Here is an 18377-nt window from a genome sequence, read left to right as displayed (position 1 = left end):
TGTATGAGTAATGCAGGGAAAGGTATTCAGAGGGGACAGTCGATCACATTTCGCGTCCCTTCTGACACACCTGACCATCTACTGAAACAACTGAGTAAATTGAAAGAGACAGAACGCAGGAATTTCTCGAGCAGAATTGCTCAGTTCGTTTTAGAGGGGGTCAATGAATCTCTTTCTAAGGATAGGGAGACTATCACGATTCCACTTCCAAGACAATTGACAAAAGAACAACGAAATTGGATCAAACATGAGCATTCGGAAGCACTGCTTGGGAGCATTATTCATCACTTGCTTGCTGACCCGGTCAGAGCCACTTCGCTTCTTGCTTCTATGAATAGCAACAATGTAAATATAGATGAAGCTTTATACTTACAAGAAGAAATGGCAGCAACTACTGCAACAGAAGAAGATAATGAGCCTGTACCATCAGAAAAAGTAGAGGATGAAAAAGACTGGGCAGAAATGGATAAGGCTTTGGATGACCTTAATTTTGACAAGATGAAAGATGAACTGAAAGAGCACCAGGACGACCGCGAGGACGAAAAGGATGAATCAGATGAAGACCTGCTTGGCGGTTTTCTTTCAAAAATGAATAATTAATAAAAAATGACTTTCAGAAAAGGTAGTGCTTTTCATGGAAGTCATTTTTTATTGTCTGGAATAGAAACAAAATAAGTATTCAGACCTGATTTATTAGGGAAATGGGCGCGTTGTTTTTCCATGTTACGGAGCATATAATCTAATAAACGAGCGGGGAGGTGAAGGGAATCGAGATGCTTTTACCTGAAAACATAAGGGAAGGCTTAGCGGCAGTAAGTATTTTCTTTGGTCTTATAAGTTCATTTATCTCATTTAAATCAGTGTTAAAAGTCCATGCACTAAAGATTACTGGAATTCTGTTATTGCTTGGTTTATGTTTGTTTGCCAACAACCCATGGAGTTATTTTGCTGGAATCTTCATCATCGCCACTGCTGTCACCAGGACGGAATATTTGCAGAATCTTGCTGCTATCATACGGGGAAATAAAGAGTATTTCGACTATAAAAAAGAGTTCGTGTCGAACCAGGAGATATTCGATCATAAGCTTCAGGAGATCATCGAGTTTAAACAAGATGAAAAACAGCCTTCGGATGATACGGAATTGGTAACCGCCACCCCTGGAGGAGTAAATACTATTGAAACTTTGCAGCCTTTACAGTTAGCTCTCATAGCAGAAGATTTTGCTTTTAAAGAAATCGAAAGACGCTACAATACCCCAATCCAGCGCCATATTCGGATAACAACAAAGGGGAAGCAGTTAGAATTTGACGGACTGTTAGAGCTGAAAGATAAAAGTGTCATATGTGCTACTAAAATCATTCCTCATGATCCATTTCCTATCGAACCACTCACCTATTCCATCCAACAAATCCTGCACGAAACAGTTGAATACCAGAAAATTATCCATAAAAATAAGAAAATCAGTATAAGTTATGTTGTTGTCAATGCTTTTGTAAAGGAAACCAAAGAAGAGCTGATTAAGCATTTAAGTAAAATCAGACTAAAAAACGCCTCTGATGAAGTAGATGTAGAATACCTGTTATTCACATTTGATGAGTTAGGGATACCTGTTTCAGATTCTTTAAAAAGTCTCTCATGATGAGAGGCTTTTTTATTATATATAGAAATATTTCCTGGGGAATACATTTAAAGCGTGAACTAATGTATGGGATTCACAAGGAAAGTGACAATAAGAGGACAGGTGAATACTTAGGAGTGGTACCAGTGAAAAAGTATGAAGCGGTCATTGTAGGGGGAGGCATCGCAGGGCTTCAGGCGGCGATTCAGTTAGGAAGGTATGAGCATGAGACTTTGGTGATTGATTCGGACAGAGGAAGGTCGAATTTATGCCGTTGTTATCATAACTTGCTTGGATGGCTGGAGGGTGTAAGCGGCAAGGAGCTTCGGTCAATTGGCAAAAAACAGGCAGAACGATTAGGTGTTAATTTTCTTCAGGATACTGTGTCAGATGTAAGGAAAGAGGGGAATGGCTTTCTTATCTCTACCAACGAACATAGCGACTTCATTACTTCCTGTGTTTTGTTGGCCACTGGTGTAGTTGATCGTATTCCGGCAAAGTTTACTGACCTTTATCCTATTCTTGGGTTACGTGTGTTTATTTGTCCGGATTGTGATGGGTATCAAGTAAAAGGGGAGCGAACATTGGTACTTGGGACAGGGAATCCAGGGGCGAATATGGCACTGACTCTTTCTTACTGGACGGAGGATCTTATTTACATCAATCATGAACGGAGGGGGGTTGATTCCGATTTAATGGCCCAACTTGCAGAAAAGAATATTAAGTATATTCACCAATCAGTGGAGAGCGTTTTATCAGAAGGCGATACCTTCCATGGAGTTATTTTACAAGATGGAAGTAGGATCAAAGCGAAGTATGCTTTTTTCGCTTTTGGCGGAAATAAAGTGAAATCTGAATTGGCAAAAGGAATCGGAGTCGAACTCCATCATAATAAACATATCCTTGTCGATGGCAGGACAAAAATGACGAATATACCGGGAGTATGGGCGGCAGGGGATGTCGTTGCCCATTCGGAACAAGTGGCCGTAGCGATGGGAGAAGGACTTCAGGCTGCAATATGGATGCATAAAAAGATTATCGAAGATAAATAAACAAAGGACAGGGTCCCGCGAACGAGGCCTTATCCTTTGTTAGTATAAAGGTGGTTATTGCCATGTGATAGGAGTCAAACGCTTGTAATAATTATCCAAATACTCTGGCAACCGCTTTTTCGTATTTCTGAAAAAAGTACGGTGTTTCACCTTTCAGGAAACCATCATACATATGGTTAGCAACTGATTCGTAGTACCATTTTTGCTTTTCGTATCCGGCATTAAAATTGTTCCAAACCTTATCCCCGTGCTTTTCCAACTCTTGTTCAGTTGATAAAAGATTGTCCAGTTTATCGGCGATAATCAGATACTTAACATTTTTTGATCCTGTTTTAACCGTATCGATGGTGTGTTGTTTACGTTCTTTCCAGGTTTTTGACTTATCCTCGGTATGGGAAGCTACCAAATCTGCAATTGCTTTACCAAACTCGTTTTCAATATCTGTAATATCATAGTCAGTATCCTCCACGACATCATGCAGATAGCCCGCACAAACCACCTCTATAGAGCAGCCTGCCTGATGCAGCGTCTCTGCTACTTGTATTGGATGGACGATGTATGGCTTTCCTGTGCCTTTTCTTTGCTGCCCCTCATGAGCTTTCTCTGCAAATAGCTTAGCTTTATCCAGCATGGGAACCCCTCCGGTCTGTTTTGTTTTAATTGCTTATTTAGGTCTTACCCTATTCTCTTATGATAAAATACAGTTATTACAAATAAAGGAGTGTTTTCGATGCAGAAAGTAACTTTACATAATGGTATCACTATGCCGCAGCTTGGCTTTGGAGTATGGCAAGTAGAAGATGAAGAAGCTGTTCCAGCAGTAAAAAAAGCCTTGGAAACAGGTTATAGCTCTATTGATACCGCTGCCATCTACGGAAATGAACGCGGAGTTGGGAAAGCCATCCAGGAAAGTGGTTTACCACGCGAGGAGCTTTTTATTACGACAAAAGTATGGAACTCCGATCAAGGCTATGAAAACACCTTAAAAGCTTTCGAGGAAAGCTTGGAAAAGCTCGGGCTTGAATATGTAGACTTATATTTGATTCATTGGCCGACACCAGAGTTCGATGACTACGTAGAGACGTATAAGGCCTTGGAAAAGTTGTATCATGATGGACGTGTAAAAGCAATCGGTGTATGTAATTTTGACATCGACCACCTGCAGCGTCTCCTGGATGAATGTGAAGTGACACCAGTATTAAATCAGGTCGAGTGCCATCCATACCTTGCACAAAATGAAATGAAAGACTTTTGTAAGCAGCATGGCATTTACGTAGAAGCCTGGAGTCCATTGATGCAGGGTGGGGAAGTACTTGGGAATGAAACGGTCAAAACAATAGCCGAAAAGCACGGCAAAAGTCCTGCTCAAGTAATTATCCGCTGGCACTTACAAAACAACACAATCGTCATTCCTAAATCAGTGACCCCGTCTCGTATTGAGGAGAACTTTGACGTATTTGATTTTGAATTGGACAAGGAAGATGTGGAAAAAATCGATTCCTTAGACCGTAACGACCGAAAAGGTCCTAAGCCGTCTGAAATGAATGTTCGATAGATCAATGTCTGTTAGATGAAAAGGATAAGCAAAGCATGAGAACTGACTTTCCGGGGAAAACATAACAACAAGAAAACCATTTAAGCGAGGAAAGGATGTAGCCCCATGATTTTTGTGGCAGTGATACTCACATTAATAGGAACTTTAGGCTTTACTGGTTATGTAAAAAAATCAAAGATTGTTGCCACATTCTATACGATTTCTCTTGTTAGTATCGCGATATCCTTGTTCGGCACTTTTGTGATTAATGGGGAGACAGGAAGTCTGGTAATGATCATAGGCGGAATAATCAGTATAGGCGCATTAATCGGTATTATATTAACCAAACCGGAAAATGTAGAAGCTTAAGAGAGAACGGTCGATAAAGACCGTTCTTTTTTTTGTGAGGGCTAGGAAATTATAAAATGTTCTCTTTGTGAATAACTTTAGGCGGTGGGAGCCATCCAGCTCCGACGCACAGGACGTGCTAGTGCCGATGTCGCCACAGGACGTGGCGTTTTCATCGGCCAGCGCCTACCCCCTCGAGGTCTTAAGTCAATCCTCTCTGTGATTAGAAAAACTTGGCTTATCGCCAAGGGTGTATGGCGAAAGTCTTAGTTTTACTTATACTTTAAACCTTTATTAAACTTGATTTGACTAAAAGTACAAAGAAAGTCACGGCGAGGCTTGTCTTAAGCTTGTCGGGGGTGAGCAAGGCGCTTGCGCTTTTGTGATGCGAAAAAATAATTACGTTTCAACGTAATTTTATATTGCTTTGTTGAGTAAAATAAATTACTGTTAAAAGTAACAGGAGGTGAGTTTGGTGGAAGATTTACGATTGAATGTTGCTTTGCTGAGGCGGCGGGTCCCTAATTTAACAAGTGCGGCCAAATCGGTGGGGTTAAGACCTGCTACGGTTTCCAACCTTAGTACAGGGAAAATCCCTGTAGGAAGAGCAGAAGTGCGGACTCTTGTCGCTTTGGCTTCATTAGCGGAATGTAGTCTCGATGAATTGATTATCAGAGGGGAGAAGGTAGAAATGATAGAAACGGGTATCAAGGCGTTGGATTTATTTGCTCCGTTGACGAAAAGTGGGACGATAGGGTTGGTAGCGAGGCCTGGAATGGGGCAGCTTGTAATATTAGCTGAGGTTTTTCATCGCTTGAAACAACAAGGGTATCAAACTATTTTATTGGAGCCTGAAGGTAAACATCCGGAAGTAGATGACATTTCCGCGTATATCGATCATACGTTTCACTCGATTGATGAAGCATATGAGTATATAGCAAAGCTTTCAAATAAGACCGAGGTTGTTTTTGCCGCTGACCGTTCCCGCGTCCTTATGGGGGATATTCAAGATTTACAGGAACGTCTTCAAAATATAGGCGTTGACTCAGTTACCACTTTCTTAGTTGATTTAAAAGGTGAAGTGGTAGATGAAGATTTACCTTATGGCCCTTTAGAAACCCTGTTACAATTTGATGCTGACTTAGCTGCCAGACATATGTTTCCTGCCGTCAACCCGATCTATTCAACCTCCTCTGTATTAGAAGGCGCACATCTCGATCAAACACATCTAACCATACAGCAGCGTGCTCAAAAATTACTGCGCAGGTACCGTGAACTGCGTGCGATCGTCAACGTAAAAGGGATAGACAGCTTACCCGAAACAGAAGCCCCTCTCTATAAGCGGGGAGAGTTGCTGGAAGCCTATTTAACGCAGCCATTTTACGTCGCGGAAGCATTCACCGGGCAAAAAGGAGAAACGGTAACTTTAAAAGAAACGTTAATTGATGTTCGAAAGATTTTGGATGGTGCAAATGATGCAAAAGAAGTAAAAGAACTCACCTATGTCGGTAAAATTCATTGATTAAATCGCCTCCCTCCTGATAAGGGGGGCTTTTTAAGTGGAATTTTCTTTTTTTAAGAAAAATTGAATAGGACAAACATATGTTTGGGAAGGCTTTACATAAGGAGGCGATAAAAGATGAACACCTTTGAAGTACTGACGTTGATGTTAAGCTTTGGCATGTTTGTAATCGCTGTCCTAAAGTTCGACAAGTGATAACCCTCTTGGCACGCTTAGCCGGCGTGTTATTTTTTTGCCAAAAATAATATTTTACACCATACATCTAAACACTGATTTTGTAATATGCTCAGCAGTGGACAGCTGTCGACATTACTATATCTGGAAGAGACGGGGAAGAAGGATAAATTGCTATTAATCCTTGGTTCAACTAAGAGAAGCAAAAGGCCAGCTCTTATAAAATAAGCTGGCTCCTTGTTAGTTATTTTGTTTTTCTTTTTTCATCGGTCCAATCAGTTTGGAAATACGATGAATGACAAACATCTGGATGAACACGATCAAGGATAAGATCGCCATGGTGAGAATGATCCCTGACAGTGACCCTTTGCCAATTATTCCGATCATCAGACCAAGGCTCCCCCCAACCACAATCGAAGGGTAGACCATGCTGTTGGTTATTTCGCCTTTTCTGGCAAAATATCTGTTTATAAAAAAGGCTGTAATTATCAAAATAGCTGCTATAAATGCGGTGAAAAGCTGTGTCAAAGTAACCCTCCTTTTGAGTAAGCGTATACTTTTCTATACTTTATCAAAGTTTGATTTAATTGTTAAATGACAAATTCATTACTTGATTTCCTTCTAAGTAAAGAAAAAGCAGCCCTCATTTAAAGGCTACTCTTTCTAGTCCGATTATAATGCAAGGTTACTCAAACAATAGGTGATAAATAGATTTATCCTGTCTATCTGGTTTCCAACCTCAGCAATAATTTTATTAAAGTTTCAAATTAAAGAGGGCGGTCATCGAAGTCATATTCTACTGGTCCTGGAGCAACGTTGGCATTCTCTAACGCTGGGGTATCCGGTCTCGCAATCTGGTAAACTGCTGCTCCTACAATTTCCCCAACATCCTGTAGTTTTTCTTTGCTGATTTTATCGATCGTATCTTCTGGCCCGTGGTACCAAGGTTCAAGTGGAGCATGAATGAATAATGCTGCCGGGATGCCTCGTTCAAAGAATGGAACATGGTCACTGCGGCCAAGCTGCCCGTATGGAACAGTTTCAGAGACACGGGCACCAGCTGCAGCACCATAGTCGGTCACCAGGTTCTTTTCTCCGTCTGGAGTGAACATGATCAATTCTCCAGCATCACGGCTTCCTACCATATCAAGCTGGAAATGGCCAACGATATTTTGTACTTCTTCATCACTTAGAGAGTAAGCATAGTTATAGGAACCGACCAAACCTTTTTCTTCGGCACCATACGTAGCAAATCGAAGCTCGGTATCCGTAGGAGTGTTTGCCATGACTCTGGCTAACTCTAAAACTGCAGCCACACCGGAAGCATCGTCGTTAGCTCCAGGACCAACACTTACCGAATCGTGGTGGGCCCCGACCATGACAATTTGTCCGTTATCTTTATTAGGGTGTGGTTTCTTTTTAGCAATGACATTATGACTTGTCCCTTTAATATAGCTGGCACCCTCGACAGAAACGGTTGCTGTTACTTCTTCCGTGGCTAGACGATCGACTAATTCCAGCCCGGCTTCACGAGTAATAGCAACTGCCGGGATGTCTTGTCCTTCATAAATCCCGCCGAATTGGTTGCCCGTGGTTCCTTCCCGGTTGAACATAATGACACCTACAGCACCTTTGTCCATGACATTTTGAATCTTATCGTAAAAAGAAATTTCACCTCGCTCAATCAAAGCGATTTTTCCTGCTACTTCGTCACCAACTTCACCTGCAGAAGCGAGTCCGACATAGACCAGTGGCGCTTCGACTTCAGCATTGACCGAACCTGTGAACGTATGGACATCTCCAGCAAAATCGTTCCCGTTCAATGCAATGGACGGAGTTCCGCGTTCGAATCCTTTATTGAATTCAAATGGCTGAATTTCTGTTTCATATCCAAAGCTTTCAAATTGCTCTTTGATGTATTGGACTCCTTGCCATTCACCATCTGTGCCGGCTTCACGCGGCTGCTGTGATAATACTTCGATGTGCTGATACATGTTTTCTGAATCGATTTTCTTGATGACCTTATTATCGAAGGCATGATCCGATTGTTCATTTGAAACGTGGTTTTCAGCTTCTGCCGGTAACATCCCTGAGCTTAAAGCCAGTCCGGCTGCTAGAATAGCGGTTAATGTTTTACGGTACATAAAATATCCTCCCTTGTTCTAATAGATTACTAGACAAGGTCATTATCCTATTTTTTGAATTGTAAGTAAATTTCTTAAATTCCATAAAAAGGGAATTAGTTGCCGGATTTGTTACTTTTGTCCTGAAAAATTTGTCGATTAATCAAAAAGGGTGTAGAAGCTGATCGAAAAATTAAAACTTAGTCTCTAGTAGGGGCCAAATGTCACGGGAGAAACTTGAAGCATATGAAAAACTCCCGGAATTAACCGGGAGATTCTCGTTTAATAACCGCTGGTTTCATAATCTGTTAAATAACCTGCACTTGGATAGGCGGGGATATCATTCCAGTGGTCTGGATCGACATCATAGATTTCACCGGTAGCAATTCCGTAGAGCAATGATTTCAGTGCCTGGTAGTTCTGTTTTGTTAAATAACCATTTGATTTCTGACCAAGATTTCCTTCTCTGGTATTACCTTTTGTTTCAAAGAATATAGCCGGGTTGCTATGTCCGTCCTCATTAAGGTTATTATAGTTCGTCCCCAGCATCATAGCGGAGACAACCCCACCTCTGATGTCAATGAAATACTTTTCATCTCCACCGCCGACCTGATATTGGTCGATGTGCGTATAGCCATAATCTATCATCGAATCGTACACATATGCCTGCATCTGTTTCGTGATGGTATTATACAAACCGTCTTTGATGCCAGGAAGTGTCGGACCGTCAGGAGCTAGGGAGATCCCCAGTGAAAATGAAGTAGATTCGTTGGTCCCATAGACAGTCTTGAACCCCTGGTGATGCAAGTCCACTGCAAAGTCAGGTTTCAAATCTGTCCAGTACTCGTAAACGACCCTTGATTCTTTCGCTTCGAATTTATCTTCTGCCCAGTCCCGGTTCAAATCCACATATCTGTTCTGGTCTGCTAGATAGGTTTGTCGTTTATTCAGGATCGATCCGTCCGGGTTATACATTGGAATAACATAGATGGTAGATTCTTTGAGGATGGTCTCGATATCAGAAGAACCATTACTTGCGAAGGTTTTTAATAGTTGCAACGCTGCTTCTGTTGTAAGCTTTTCATCTCCGTGAATTTGAGCTTGCACCCAGATCTTTTTATCGCCATTACCGGCTTTAGCAACATAAATACTGTTGCCACTTTCAGATGTACCATAGTCATCCAGTGTGAAGACTTCTATATTTCCTTTACTGGTCGCTTTAATGGTTTTGAGCTTTTTAATCATTTCTTCGTATGTAATGATACTGTTGATGTTAGTTTTCCCTTCCGTAGATGGTCCTCCAGGAACCGTGTCAGATTCCGCATACACACTTGGTTGAATAGGGAAGGCGAGCAACATACCGATCATCATTAACAGGCCGATAATTTTTTTCAAAGAAATTCCTCCTTCATGTAAATTAGTAAAATTATAGCAGATTAATTAACATTGCTATGAGATTTTCTCTGATTTTTTAAAAATACTACCATTTATGGGATTCTATTTTCCTATCTCTATCTAACTAAAGCACTGTAAAAAAATCTCTTCCTTAAACTAAAGGAAGCTGTGAGATATCCTTCTAAGTGATTAAAACTTGATACGAAATTACGAGGATACTACAATCTCTTATAAGATTTTACATATTTTTAACCTTTTGTAAGAATGTGTTTGTTAGAAGGGGGGTATAGGTAAAAATTACATAGAGAAAATATCGAGGAGGTCGATAATGGAACATCTTAAAGCGATAGGGATTAAAAGTGCAATGACCTTTGCAGCTGTGTTCTTAATCCTTGGTGTAGGATCTCACATGACCTTGGGAAAGGTCCTTATCATAACTGCCGCTATTGTTGCGCTTTCCTATCCATTAGGTGATCTGAAAGTATTCCCTAAAGCCGGTAATAACGTAGCGACGCTGGTTGACTTTGCGATGATCTTTCTCGTGACATGGCTGCTTGGAAACGTGATGGTTGACAGTTCGGTATCATTTATTATTTCCGGGGCAATAGTTGCATTTGTCATGGTTATCGGTGAATATTATTTTCACAAATATATAGCCAGGATTGTTCTCCATCTTAAATACCCTTTTGAAAATCATAAATACTAAGGCGTGAGGTATCTGGTAACTCCCGTCCCCAGGGTCGTAATATTTACCCTTGGGACGTTTACAAAAGTGGGGATCCAGTAAAAATACCCTTAAATAGCAAATACCCTTATGGAGGTGAATGAAATGTCTGAAAAGCGTTATCAAACTGGTGATAAGGCTAGTGAAACGGGACAATACAGGTTTGACAGTCTTGTAGAAGGCTTTTCGCAGGAACAGGAGAATAAGGTGATACGAATAGCGCAAGATGAAGAATTTCCGGCGGCGCCAGCAAGTGGGAAGCCTGCCTATTGGGTCAAAATTAAATAACCTGTACCCTCTCAAGAGTAGTTGAATGCTCTTGAGTTTTTTTAGGTTTGAGACATCGATTCACCCGGGGTTATAATAGAAAGGTGCGTATAACTATAGAAAGTGGTGGACAAGTTGATTGTAGTCATTGATAACTACGATTCTTTTACATATAATCTGGTGCAGTATTTTCGGCAGTTGGACAATCAAGTGCGTGTTTATCAGACCCATGAAATTTCTCCTCGGGAAATTACCCGGATTCACCCGGACTTGATTGTACTTTCTCCCGGTCCTGGAAATCCCGAAGACGCTTTGACAAGCCAGAAGGTATTGGAAGCGTTTCACACCACGATTCCGATTTTAGGTGTTTGTCTGGGACATCAGGCTATCGTTAAATTTTTTGGCGGGGAAGTCATTAAGGGTAAAAAGCCGATGCACGGGAAAATAAGTTCTATCATCCATGATCAGCTGGGTGTATTCGAAGGTATACTTTCCCCTGCTTCGGTGACACGCTATCATTCTTTAATAGCGGAACGGAGCACCATGCCGGCATGTTTGAAAGTGACAGCATATACTGAGGACGGTACAGTGATGGGGGTCCGGCATAAGAAATATCCCGTGGAAGGCCTCCAATTTCATCCGGAATCCATCATGTCAGAAGCTGGCATGCAAATGCTTGCAAATGTTTACTGTAACGCTAAACGTTGGACCATGAGCTCGATACAGAAAGAGGTGTGATATGGAACCATTCTTACAATTTGATTTTACCGAAACATGCAGTGACAAGCCGATTTGTTTTGCAGATCCTGTCCAGGTGATTGAGGTTTATCATCCTCATGAAATTTCAGCAGCTTTTCAAAAAATAGAAGCTGCCGTCCAAGAAGGGTTTTATGCAGCAGGATTTGTCTCTTATGAAGCAGCAGGTGGCTTCGATTCAATATATCAAGTACACCACACAAAAGTAGGATTCCCACTTGTCTGGTTTGGCATTTTTGAAAATCCTGTCGAATCAAATTCCCGGACTGAGCATCTTTCCGGGTATCAAATTTCTGACTGGACACTCGATACGACCCAGGAAGAATATCAGAACGGGATTCTGCAGATAAAACACGCAATTGAAGCAGGAGATACCTACCAGGTCAACTATACAGCAAGGCTGACGGCGGGGTTTCAAGGAAACGATTATTCTTTTTATCGACAATTGAAGGAAAACCAGCAGTCTGACTACTCCGCCTATTTAAATGTAGGGAGGTACCGGATTTTATCTGCATCTCCCGAGCTCTTTTTTCAGGTCAGTAATGGAATAATTAGAACCAAGCCGATGAAAGGGACAGCAAAGCGTGGAAGAAATTTGGAAGAAGACGAGCGACTTAAGCATAGGCTTTATACTTCTGAAAAGGACCGGGCAGAGAATCTTATGATCGTTGATTTGCTGCGCAATGATATTGGAAGAATTGCTAAGCCCGGGACGGTAAAGGTGCCTGATTTATTCGAAATTGAATCCTATCCGACCGTTCACCAAATGACCTCGACCATTGAGGCAGAATTGGAGCCGGCCACCACCATTTTAGATTGGTTTCATGCTCTGTTTCCATGTGGCTCCATTACAGGTGCCCCGAAAATCAGCACGATGAATTACATTTACGAATTGGAAAAATCCCCTCGGCATGTTTACTGTGGAGCTATCGGCTTCATTACCCCTGACAGGGAAGCGGTATTTAATGTTCCAATCAGAACAGTGTTACTGGATACAAAAGAGGATACAGCGACTTACGGTGCCGGAGGCGGTGTGACATGGGATTCTACAATTGAAGGGGAATATGAGGAACTGATGGCAAAAGCCCGGCTGTTAAAGGAAAAAAGAAAGACATTTCAGCTGCTGGAATCAATGAAATTGCAAGACGGCCGCTACCCCCTTTACCAGCTGCATATCGACCGGCTCATGTCCTCAGCGCGTTATTTTGGATTTGCCATGGATATCGAACAAGTATCGCAAGGATTGGAACATATCGCTGCTGACAACCCAAGGGGAGCCTTCAAAGTTCGGCTGCTGACGGACAAGTCCGGTGATGCTACAGTGGAGGCGACAACTATACGTCCAATCGATAAGGTAGTTTGTTCACTTGCACAAGCTCCAGTCGACAGGCAGGACCCTTTTTTATATCATAAGACGACTCATCGTGAAGTATATGAAAAACATACCCGATCAGCTCCTGAGGGAGTGTTCGCGGTGCTTCTCTGGAATGAAGAGGAAGAGCTTACAGAGTTTACAATTGGCAATATCGTTTTAGAGCAGGATGGAAAATTTCTGACCCCGCCTGTAGAATCTGGTCTGCTTGCCGGAACATATCGTCGGGAATTACTGCAAAAATCGCAAATCAAAGAACAAGTAATTAAAAAAGAAGACTTATGGCATGCTGATGCGGTCTGGCTGATTAATGGTGTGCGATGCTGGGTTCCCGTACAGATCAACCAATAATATGGCAGCTGAAGACACGAAATGTATCGTGTCTTTTTTTTATGCCATCCTTTTTTGAAAAAGGAAGGAATTTTTCGATGGGCGCCTAATTATATATTTATAGACGAGCATAAACCTGTCTCTCTGGTCTATACGTCTATATAAGCCGATGTTATAATTAAATTAAGCGGTTTCAATTGTTCAAATACATAAAAGGGAGGAAAAGAAATGTTAGCATTTTTGCAACGTATCGGTAAGTCTTTGATGTTCCCGATCGCGATGCTTCCGGCAGCCGCACTGCTTGTACGGCTGGGCGCGGATGACATGCTGGCCATCAAGTTTGTAGCTGAGGCTGGTAATGGGATATTAGCTAACCTTCCGCTGATTTTTGCTATTGGTGTAGCCATGGGCTTCGCCAAAGACGGCAGCGGGGGTGCGGCGTTATCAGGGGCAGTAGGATACCTCGTCCTTACAGGTGGGGTAGAGTCGTTTGGTGATGATTTAAGCATGGGAGTGTTTGGAGGTATCATAGCTGGGATTGTAGCTGGTCTTTTATACAATCGTTTTTATCAGACCCAGCTCCCTGATTGGCTTTCCTTCTTTGGGGGAAAAAGGTTTGTACCGATTATCACTGCTGTTGTGATGGTATTATTATCCGGTGTTTTCGGTTTCATTTGGCCGCCTATTCAGGCAGCTATCAATGGATTAGGAGAATGGATGCTTGGTGCGGGAGCGCTCGGCGTAGGTGCTTACGGTTTCTTCAACCGACTATTGATACCAATAGGTCTGCACCACGTTATCAATACTGTCGTATGGTTTGATTTCGGTTCTTATATGCCACCAGGCGCTGATGAAGCGGTTCGTGGGGAAATCAGCAGGTTTCTGGCGGGAGACCCAAGTGCCGGAAGCTTCCTGGCCGGTTTCTTCCCGATCATGATGTTCGGACTGCCTGCTGCCTGTCTTGCCATGTATGCCGCAGCGAAAAAGCATCGCCGAGCAGCAGTTGGGGGGATGTTGTTCAGTATAGCTGTTACATCATTCCTGACCGGTGTTACAGAACCAATTGAATTTTCTTTCATGTTCCTGTCCCCGTTGCTTTATGTAGTTCACGCAGCATTGACTGCGCTGTCCATGATGGTTTCCTTATGGCTCGATATTAGGCATGGGTTCGGGTTCTCGGCGGGGTTCATTGATTATTTATTGAATTTCGGTATCGCAGATAAACCGATCATGCTGTTCGTTCAAGGGTTAGTGTTTGCGGGCATTTACTTTGTTGTATTCTACTTCCTGATTGTAAAACTAGATCTGAAAACACCAGGAAGGGAAGATGAAGACGAACAGCTTGCGGAAGAAACTCAGCAAGTCGGCCAGCCTTCTAGTGGTAAAGGAAGAGATTATGATGCAAAAGCCTATCATTATCTGACTGCATTGGGAGGACCGGACAATATTAAAACATTGGACTATTGCGCCACACGTCTACGTCTCCAAGTGGATGATATGGAAGCGGTAGATGAAAAAGCATTGAAGCGCCAGGGCGCCAATGGTGTCATGAAGCTGAATAAAACCAACTTGCACGTCATCGTCGGTACGACGGTCGATTTCCTTGCAGAAGCAATGCGTAAACGGATGGATAGCAATGATATGCAGCATCCTGGTGGAGAAGTGGTGCAGGAGGACTCAAAGACTGATGGAAGCACTGGGTTGCCTCCATTGAATAAAGCGGATATTGTTTCTCCAGCAAAAGGGAAATTGATGAATTTGAGTGAAGTCCCTGATGAAGTGTTTGCTCAAAAAATGATGGGTGAAGGCTTTGCCATCGATCCTGTAGATGGGTTATTCGTTTCTCCGGTGGATGGGGAAATCATCAATGTATTCCCGACAAAGCACGCGATTGGGATCAAGGCAGACAGCGGCCATGAAATTTTAGTCCACGTAGGACTTGATACGGTGAAGCTTGAAGGGAAAGGGTTCGAAGCGTACGTGTCAGATGGACAACGCGTCAAAAAAGGCGATAAGCTGTTACAGGCAGATCTTGACTATTTGAAAGCGAATGTACCATCTACGATTTCACCCATCGTATTTACTAATTTAAACGAAGGGGAAAAAGTATCTGTTACAGAAGCCAAAGATGTCAACATCAACGAAAGAAACATTTTAAGTTAAGTCAAAAAGCCGGGTCTCCCATTTTTGGGAATCCCGGCTTTTATTTTTACGGTCTATATCCTTCTAAAATTATCTGGGCATCGAAAGAGGAATAAACCTCAAGTATTTATATTTTACCAATCATATTGGGGTCCCGCTTGATTCCCGGCTGTCCTGGCATCCAATTTGCCGGGACGCCTTCGCCTGTTCTTCTTCCATATTGTATTCCTTGTAACAAACGCAAAATCTCTGGTACGTTACGGCCGACCTCTGGCGGGTTGACCAGCTTGGCAGATATTACGCCTTCCGGGTCAATAATAGTGGTGACGCGAAAAGCGGCTCCCGTTTTTGGATTGAAGGCCCTGTATGCTTTACTGATGATATGCGTCCGGTCACTTACAAGGGGGAATGTGACCAGGGAAGCAGATGGCGATGTTTCTGTAAATATTTTATGAGCGTATACACTATCGGTGCTGATGGCTAACACTTCTGTATTCAATTGTTTTAAATGGGGATGAATAGCAGCGACCGCTGCTAATTCTGTCGGTCATACAAAGGTAAACAGCACTACCCATTTGCCCCGGTAGTTTTCCAAGTTGATCGGAATGATTTTTTTGGTGGTGTTATCATAGGCTTCCGCCTGGAAGGAGGGAGCTGTGTCATTCGTCTGAGCACAAAATGGCAGGTCACAGTCATTGAAGTCATTTATGGACAAATCCATCATTTCACCTCGCTTCACAGCGTTTTTTACATCATATTCAATGGGCGGCTTATTCATGAACAAAGTGGAGAAGGCAGCTGGTGAATGAAAATGCCAGCCACTGGGGTTCGGTGGCTGGCATTTTTATTAGTGGGAAAGAGCGGGTTTCGTTTGTTTAGCCATCGAGAATACTGCTGCTGCAAGGGCAATGATGATGAAGAACCCCCCGATAGTTGCATTATACTCTACAGAAGCCTGCTCAATGACGATACCTCCGATAAAAGATCCAAACGCGATACCGAAGTGAAGTGCTGAATTGTTCAGGCTCTGCTGGATATCTGAGGTTTCAGGGGACGATTCAATCAAATAGCTTTGCATTGCAGGCGTAATTGCCCAGCTAAGCATGCTCCAAACCACCATGACGACTAGAAAAATTGGAAGTGAAAAGGTGGTGAAAGGGATAACGAACATAGAGAACGCAAAGGTAATGATAATTCCAACGATTGTCGGTTTTGTTCCGAAGCGGTCGGCCAGCATGCCGCCGAAACCGCCGCCAATCACAGCAGCTACACCAAAAATCAGGTAGACGATACTGACCCACGTGCCATTTAAGCCCATGGTCATCTTTAAGAATGGTGTCAAATAACCATAAAGCGCTAAGTGCCCTGTCAAAAATAAAAATGAGGTCATTTGCGCAAAAAGAATCCGGCGGTTTTTCAAAGTTGCCAGTTGTTGCTTGATCGGAATGGCCGGCCTTGGTTCGATTTTACCCATGAAGAAGTAAACCCCCAGCATGGACACTACTGTCAAAACAGTGATCAGGGCAAATGGTGCTCTCCAGCCAAATGCATTACCAAGCATCAAACCAACTGGTACTCCTAATACAAGAGAGGCACTGACCCCCATAAATACGATTCCGATTGCACGGGCGCGATATTTTTCTTCCACAATATTAGAAGCCAGCGTGACACACAGCACGACCAGTAAAGAACCACTTGCCGCTGATATGATTCGTGCCAGTAGTAATATCAGGTAGGACGGACTGATGACTGCAATGATATTTCCGAACAAGAAAATGGACAGAGCAATCAAAGTGAGGCGCTTTCTTTCTACTTTCGCCGTTGCTGTTAAAAGAATAGGCGCTGCTATTGCATAGACAAGTGAAAAAATAGTGATAAGCAGACCAGCCTGGCCAAGGCTCACCTGCAGGCTTGTTGCTACTAAATCTAAAATACCGCCAATAATGAGTTCAACCATACCGACGATAAAAGAGACGATAGTCAATAAATATACGCGTTTATCCATAATAAAAGACGTCCTTTCTTTTTGTTACCACTACAATAGTAACTATATTAGAGAGGAAAGACAATTGAAAATTACATCCTTATTTTTCTGTGCTATGATGAAAGCAATAATATAGTAAGCAAGGAGCTTGTAACTATGCTGCAGCAGTTTGGTTTCACTCAATATGAAAGTCAAGTTTATCATTCGTTGATCACCGTCGATCAGCCCCTTGATGCTACAACGATCGTCAAACAATCCGGAGTGCCGCGTGCCAAAATATATGAAGTGCTTCATCGTTTAAGTGAAAAAGGGATGATCTTAGAATCGACTACCGGTAAGAAGCGGCTTTATACTGCCCTTCCTATCGAAACGACGATTCAGAAACTGAAAGCTGATTTTGAGGCGAATATTGAACAGTTAAGGGAAGCGAAAAGCAAACAGGCACCGAAAGATGACCGTGTCTGGACATTGAAAGAAGATCAATCGATCCAGTCCGTGTTACAGGACCTATTGCAACGGGCGGAGCAATCTATTTTTATTTCAGGGTGGGCGGATGATATCTCCGCAAACCTGAATTTATTAGAGGATAAGTACCAGGCTGGTCTTGTCGTAAATATCCATGTAATCGGAGAAGTGAAAACGATTATACCGGGGGTTTCCACATTAATTCCTGATACCCATCATGAGGCACTGGAACGCAGCAGAATCGTGATAATAGACGAAGAAGAAATGTTGTTTGCAGGTGTAGAAGGTTCAAGGTGGCAGGCAATACGAACCCAATCCGGCCCGTTAGTCAAATTCTTTACGGAGTTTTTCTATCATGATGTGGCGTTGACAGAAATTACTCAAAAATATAAAGATACCATCATGAAAGACGAGGAAATAAAAAAGGTATTATTGAAGTTAAGGTACTGATGGTAAATGTAGCTTGCTGTTCCGCTGAGTTGTTACTTCCAGCAGAGTATGCTCTTTAACCTGCATGAAACACCACCAGGATGCCAAAATCTTGTCATAAAAAAAGTGCCCTCCTTTATA

General features: G+C 42.5%; 19 protein-coding genes. 13 read left to right on the top strand and 6 right to left on the bottom strand.

The window, feature by feature from the left end:
• Positions 1–3 precede the first annotated feature (3 nt).
• The 3 genes from P855_RS0114940 to P855_RS0114930 all read left to right on the top strand — a co-directional run bounded on the left by P855_RS0114940 (position 4) and on the right by P855_RS0114930 (position 2671).
• Positions 4–600 carry a hypothetical protein gene (locus tag P855_RS0114940; protein ID WP_028784326.1) on the top strand — a complete coding sequence of 199 codons (597 nt, stop codon included), beginning with the start codon at positions 4–6 and terminating at the stop codon, positions 598–600.
• A 173-nt stretch (positions 601–773) separates the two neighbouring features.
• The gene (locus P855_RS0114935; RefSeq protein ID WP_028784325.1) at positions 774–1640 is read left to right on the top strand and encodes a hypothetical protein; all 867 of its coding nucleotides are present in this window, start codon (positions 774–776) and stop codon (positions 1638–1640) included.
• A 125-nt stretch (positions 1641–1765) separates the two neighbouring features.
• The gene (locus P855_RS0114930) at positions 1766–2671 is read left to right on the top strand and encodes an NAD(P)/FAD-dependent oxidoreductase (protein WP_037986095.1); all 906 of its coding nucleotides are present in this window, start codon (positions 1766–1768) and stop codon (positions 2669–2671) included.
• A gap of 91 nt (positions 2672–2762) precedes the next feature.
• On the opposite strand, the gene P855_RS0114925 is transcribed toward P855_RS0114930, so the two are convergent.
• Positions 2763–3302, bottom strand: coding sequence for an HD domain-containing protein (locus tag P855_RS0114925; RefSeq protein ID WP_028784323.1), 540 nt, complete (start codon positions 3300–3302; stop codon positions 2763–2765).
• A 99-nt stretch (positions 3303–3401) separates the two neighbouring features.
• Here P855_RS0114925 and P855_RS0114920 point away from each other — a divergent pair, with 99 nt between their 5' ends.
• The 4 genes from P855_RS0114920 to P855_RS22765 all read left to right on the top strand — a co-directional run bounded on the left by P855_RS0114920 (position 3402) and on the right by P855_RS22765 (position 6270).
• The gene (locus P855_RS0114920; RefSeq protein WP_028784322.1) at positions 3402–4226 is read left to right on the top strand and encodes an aldo/keto reductase; all 825 of its coding nucleotides are present in this window, start codon (positions 3402–3404) and stop codon (positions 4224–4226) included.
• 105 nt (positions 4227–4331) lie between these two features.
• Complete coding sequence (locus P855_RS0114915; protein WP_028784321.1) at positions 4332–4574, top strand: hypothetical protein; 243 nt, start codon at positions 4332–4334, stop codon at positions 4572–4574.
• Between the two features lie 454 nt (positions 4575–5028).
• On the top strand, positions 5029–6075 hold the full coding sequence (locus P855_RS0114910; protein WP_028784320.1) for an ATP synthase subunit B: 1047 nt from the start codon (positions 5029–5031) through the stop codon (positions 6073–6075).
• A gap of 117 nt (positions 6076–6192) precedes the next feature.
• A complete protein-coding gene (locus P855_RS22765) occupies positions 6193–6270 on the top strand; it encodes a putative holin-like toxin (protein ID WP_419177281.1) in 78 nt (25 codons plus the stop codon).
• 219 nt (positions 6271–6489) lie between these two features.
• On the opposite strand, the gene P855_RS0114905 is transcribed toward P855_RS22765, so the two are convergent.
• The 3 genes from P855_RS0114905 to P855_RS0114895 all read right to left on the bottom strand — a co-directional run bounded on the left by P855_RS0114905 (position 6490) and on the right by P855_RS0114895 (position 9767).
• A complete protein-coding gene (locus P855_RS0114905) occupies positions 6490–6777 on the bottom strand; it encodes a hypothetical protein (RefSeq protein ID WP_028784319.1) in 288 nt (95 codons plus the stop codon).
• Positions 6778–7016: 239 nt separating this feature from the next.
• Positions 7017–8393, bottom strand: coding sequence for a M28 family peptidase (locus tag P855_RS21100; RefSeq protein ID WP_037986093.1), 1377 nt, complete (start codon positions 8391–8393; stop codon positions 7017–7019).
• A gap of 261 nt (positions 8394–8654) precedes the next feature.
• Complete coding sequence (locus P855_RS0114895) at positions 8655–9767, bottom strand: M14 family zinc carboxypeptidase (RefSeq protein ID WP_028784318.1); 1113 nt, start codon at positions 9765–9767, stop codon at positions 8655–8657.
• A gap of 328 nt (positions 9768–10095) precedes the next feature.
• Between P855_RS0114895 and P855_RS0114890 the strand changes: the two genes are divergently transcribed.
• From P855_RS0114890 to nagE, 5 genes are all read left to right on the top strand, one after another.
• Complete coding sequence (locus P855_RS0114890; protein WP_028784317.1) at positions 10096–10473, top strand: DUF2512 family protein; 378 nt, start codon at positions 10096–10098, stop codon at positions 10471–10473.
• A 123-nt stretch (positions 10474–10596) separates the two neighbouring features.
• The gene (locus tag P855_RS0114885) at positions 10597–10779 is read left to right on the top strand and encodes a YjzC family protein (protein WP_028784316.1); all 183 of its coding nucleotides are present in this window, start codon (positions 10597–10599) and stop codon (positions 10777–10779) included.
• A gap of 114 nt (positions 10780–10893) precedes the next feature.
• Positions 10894–11496: an anthranilate synthase component II gene (locus tag P855_RS0114880; RefSeq protein ID WP_028784315.1), complete on the top strand. Its 603-nt coding sequence runs from the start codon at positions 10894–10896 to the stop codon at positions 11494–11496.
• A 1-nt stretch (position 11497) separates the two neighbouring features.
• The gene (gene pabB / locus P855_RS0114875; RefSeq protein WP_028784314.1) at positions 11498–13237 is read left to right on the top strand and encodes an aminodeoxychorismate synthase component I; all 1740 of its coding nucleotides are present in this window, start codon (positions 11498–11500) and stop codon (positions 13235–13237) included.
• A gap of 207 nt (positions 13238–13444) precedes the next feature.
• Positions 13445–15379, top strand: a complete 1935-nt coding sequence (nagE, locus tag P855_RS0114870) for an N-acetylglucosamine-specific PTS transporter subunit IIBC (RefSeq protein WP_028784313.1) — start codon at positions 13445–13447, stop codon at positions 15377–15379.
• 106 nt (positions 15380–15485) lie between these two features.
• On the opposite strand, the gene P855_RS22665 is transcribed toward nagE, so the two are convergent.
• Positions 15486–16079: a peroxiredoxin gene (locus tag P855_RS22665; protein ID WP_268744494.1), complete on the bottom strand. Its 594-nt coding sequence runs from the start codon at positions 16077–16079 to the stop codon at positions 15486–15488.
• A gap of 126 nt (positions 16080–16205) precedes the next feature.
• Entirely contained in the window at positions 16206–17363 is a 1158-nt protein-coding gene (locus P855_RS0114855; RefSeq protein ID WP_028784311.1) for an MFS transporter, read from the bottom strand.
• A 135-nt stretch (positions 17364–17498) separates the two neighbouring features.
• Here P855_RS0114855 and P855_RS0114850 point away from each other — a divergent pair, with 135 nt between their 5' ends.
• Positions 17499–18257 carry a TrmB family transcriptional regulator gene (locus P855_RS0114850; protein ID WP_028784310.1) on the top strand — a complete coding sequence of 253 codons (759 nt, stop codon included), beginning with the start codon at positions 17499–17501 and terminating at the stop codon, positions 18255–18257.
• The last annotated feature ends 120 nt before the right edge of the window (positions 18258–18377 follow it).

Origin of the sequence: Thalassobacillus devorans MSP14, from assembly GCF_000496835.1 — a bacterium.
In the GTDB taxonomy this organism is placed as follows: Bacteria; Bacillota; Bacilli; order Bacillales; family Halobacillaceae; genus Thalassobacillus; species Thalassobacillus devorans_B.
The sequence above is the reverse complement of the archived record's forward strand: the minus strand, read 5'-3'. Positions and strand labels throughout refer to the sequence as shown.

Coding starts and splice junctions, on each gene's coding strand:
- pabB (WP_028784314.1), top strand. CDS start 11,498: ATGGAACCATTCTTACAATTTGATTTTACCGAAACATGCAGTGACAAG.
- P855_RS0114935 (WP_028784325.1), top strand. CDS start 774: ATGCTTTTACCTGAAAACATAAGGGAAGGCTTAGCGGCAGTAAGTATT.
- P855_RS0114940 (WP_028784326.1), top strand. CDS start 4: ATGAGTAATGCAGGGAAAGGTATTCAGAGGGGACAGTCGATCACATTT.
- P855_RS0114850 (WP_028784310.1), top strand. CDS start 17,499: ATGCTGCAGCAGTTTGGTTTCACTCAATATGAAAGTCAAGTTTATCAT.
- P855_RS0114920 (WP_028784322.1), top strand. CDS start 3,402: ATGCAGAAAGTAACTTTACATAATGGTATCACTATGCCGCAGCTTGGC.
- P855_RS22765 (WP_419177281.1), top strand. CDS start 6,193: ATGAACACCTTTGAAGTACTGACGTTGATGTTAAGCTTTGGCATGTTT.
- P855_RS21100 (WP_037986093.1), bottom strand. CDS start 8,393: ATGTACCGTAAAACATTAACCGCTATTCTAGCAGCCGGACTGGCTTTA.
- P855_RS0114915 (WP_028784321.1), top strand. CDS start 4,332: ATGATTTTTGTGGCAGTGATACTCACATTAATAGGAACTTTAGGCTTT.
- P855_RS0114885 (WP_028784316.1), top strand. CDS start 10,597: ATGTCTGAAAAGCGTTATCAAACTGGTGATAAGGCTAGTGAAACGGGA.
- P855_RS0114890 (WP_028784317.1), top strand. CDS start 10,096: ATGGAACATCTTAAAGCGATAGGGATTAAAAGTGCAATGACCTTTGCA.
- P855_RS0114855 (WP_028784311.1), bottom strand. CDS start 17,363: ATGGATAAACGCGTATATTTATTGACTATCGTCTCTTTTATCGTCGGT.
- nagE (WP_028784313.1), top strand. CDS start 13,445: ATGTTAGCATTTTTGCAACGTATCGGTAAGTCTTTGATGTTCCCGATC.
- P855_RS0114925 (WP_028784323.1), bottom strand. CDS start 3,302: ATGCTGGATAAAGCTAAGCTATTTGCAGAGAAAGCTCATGAGGGGCAG.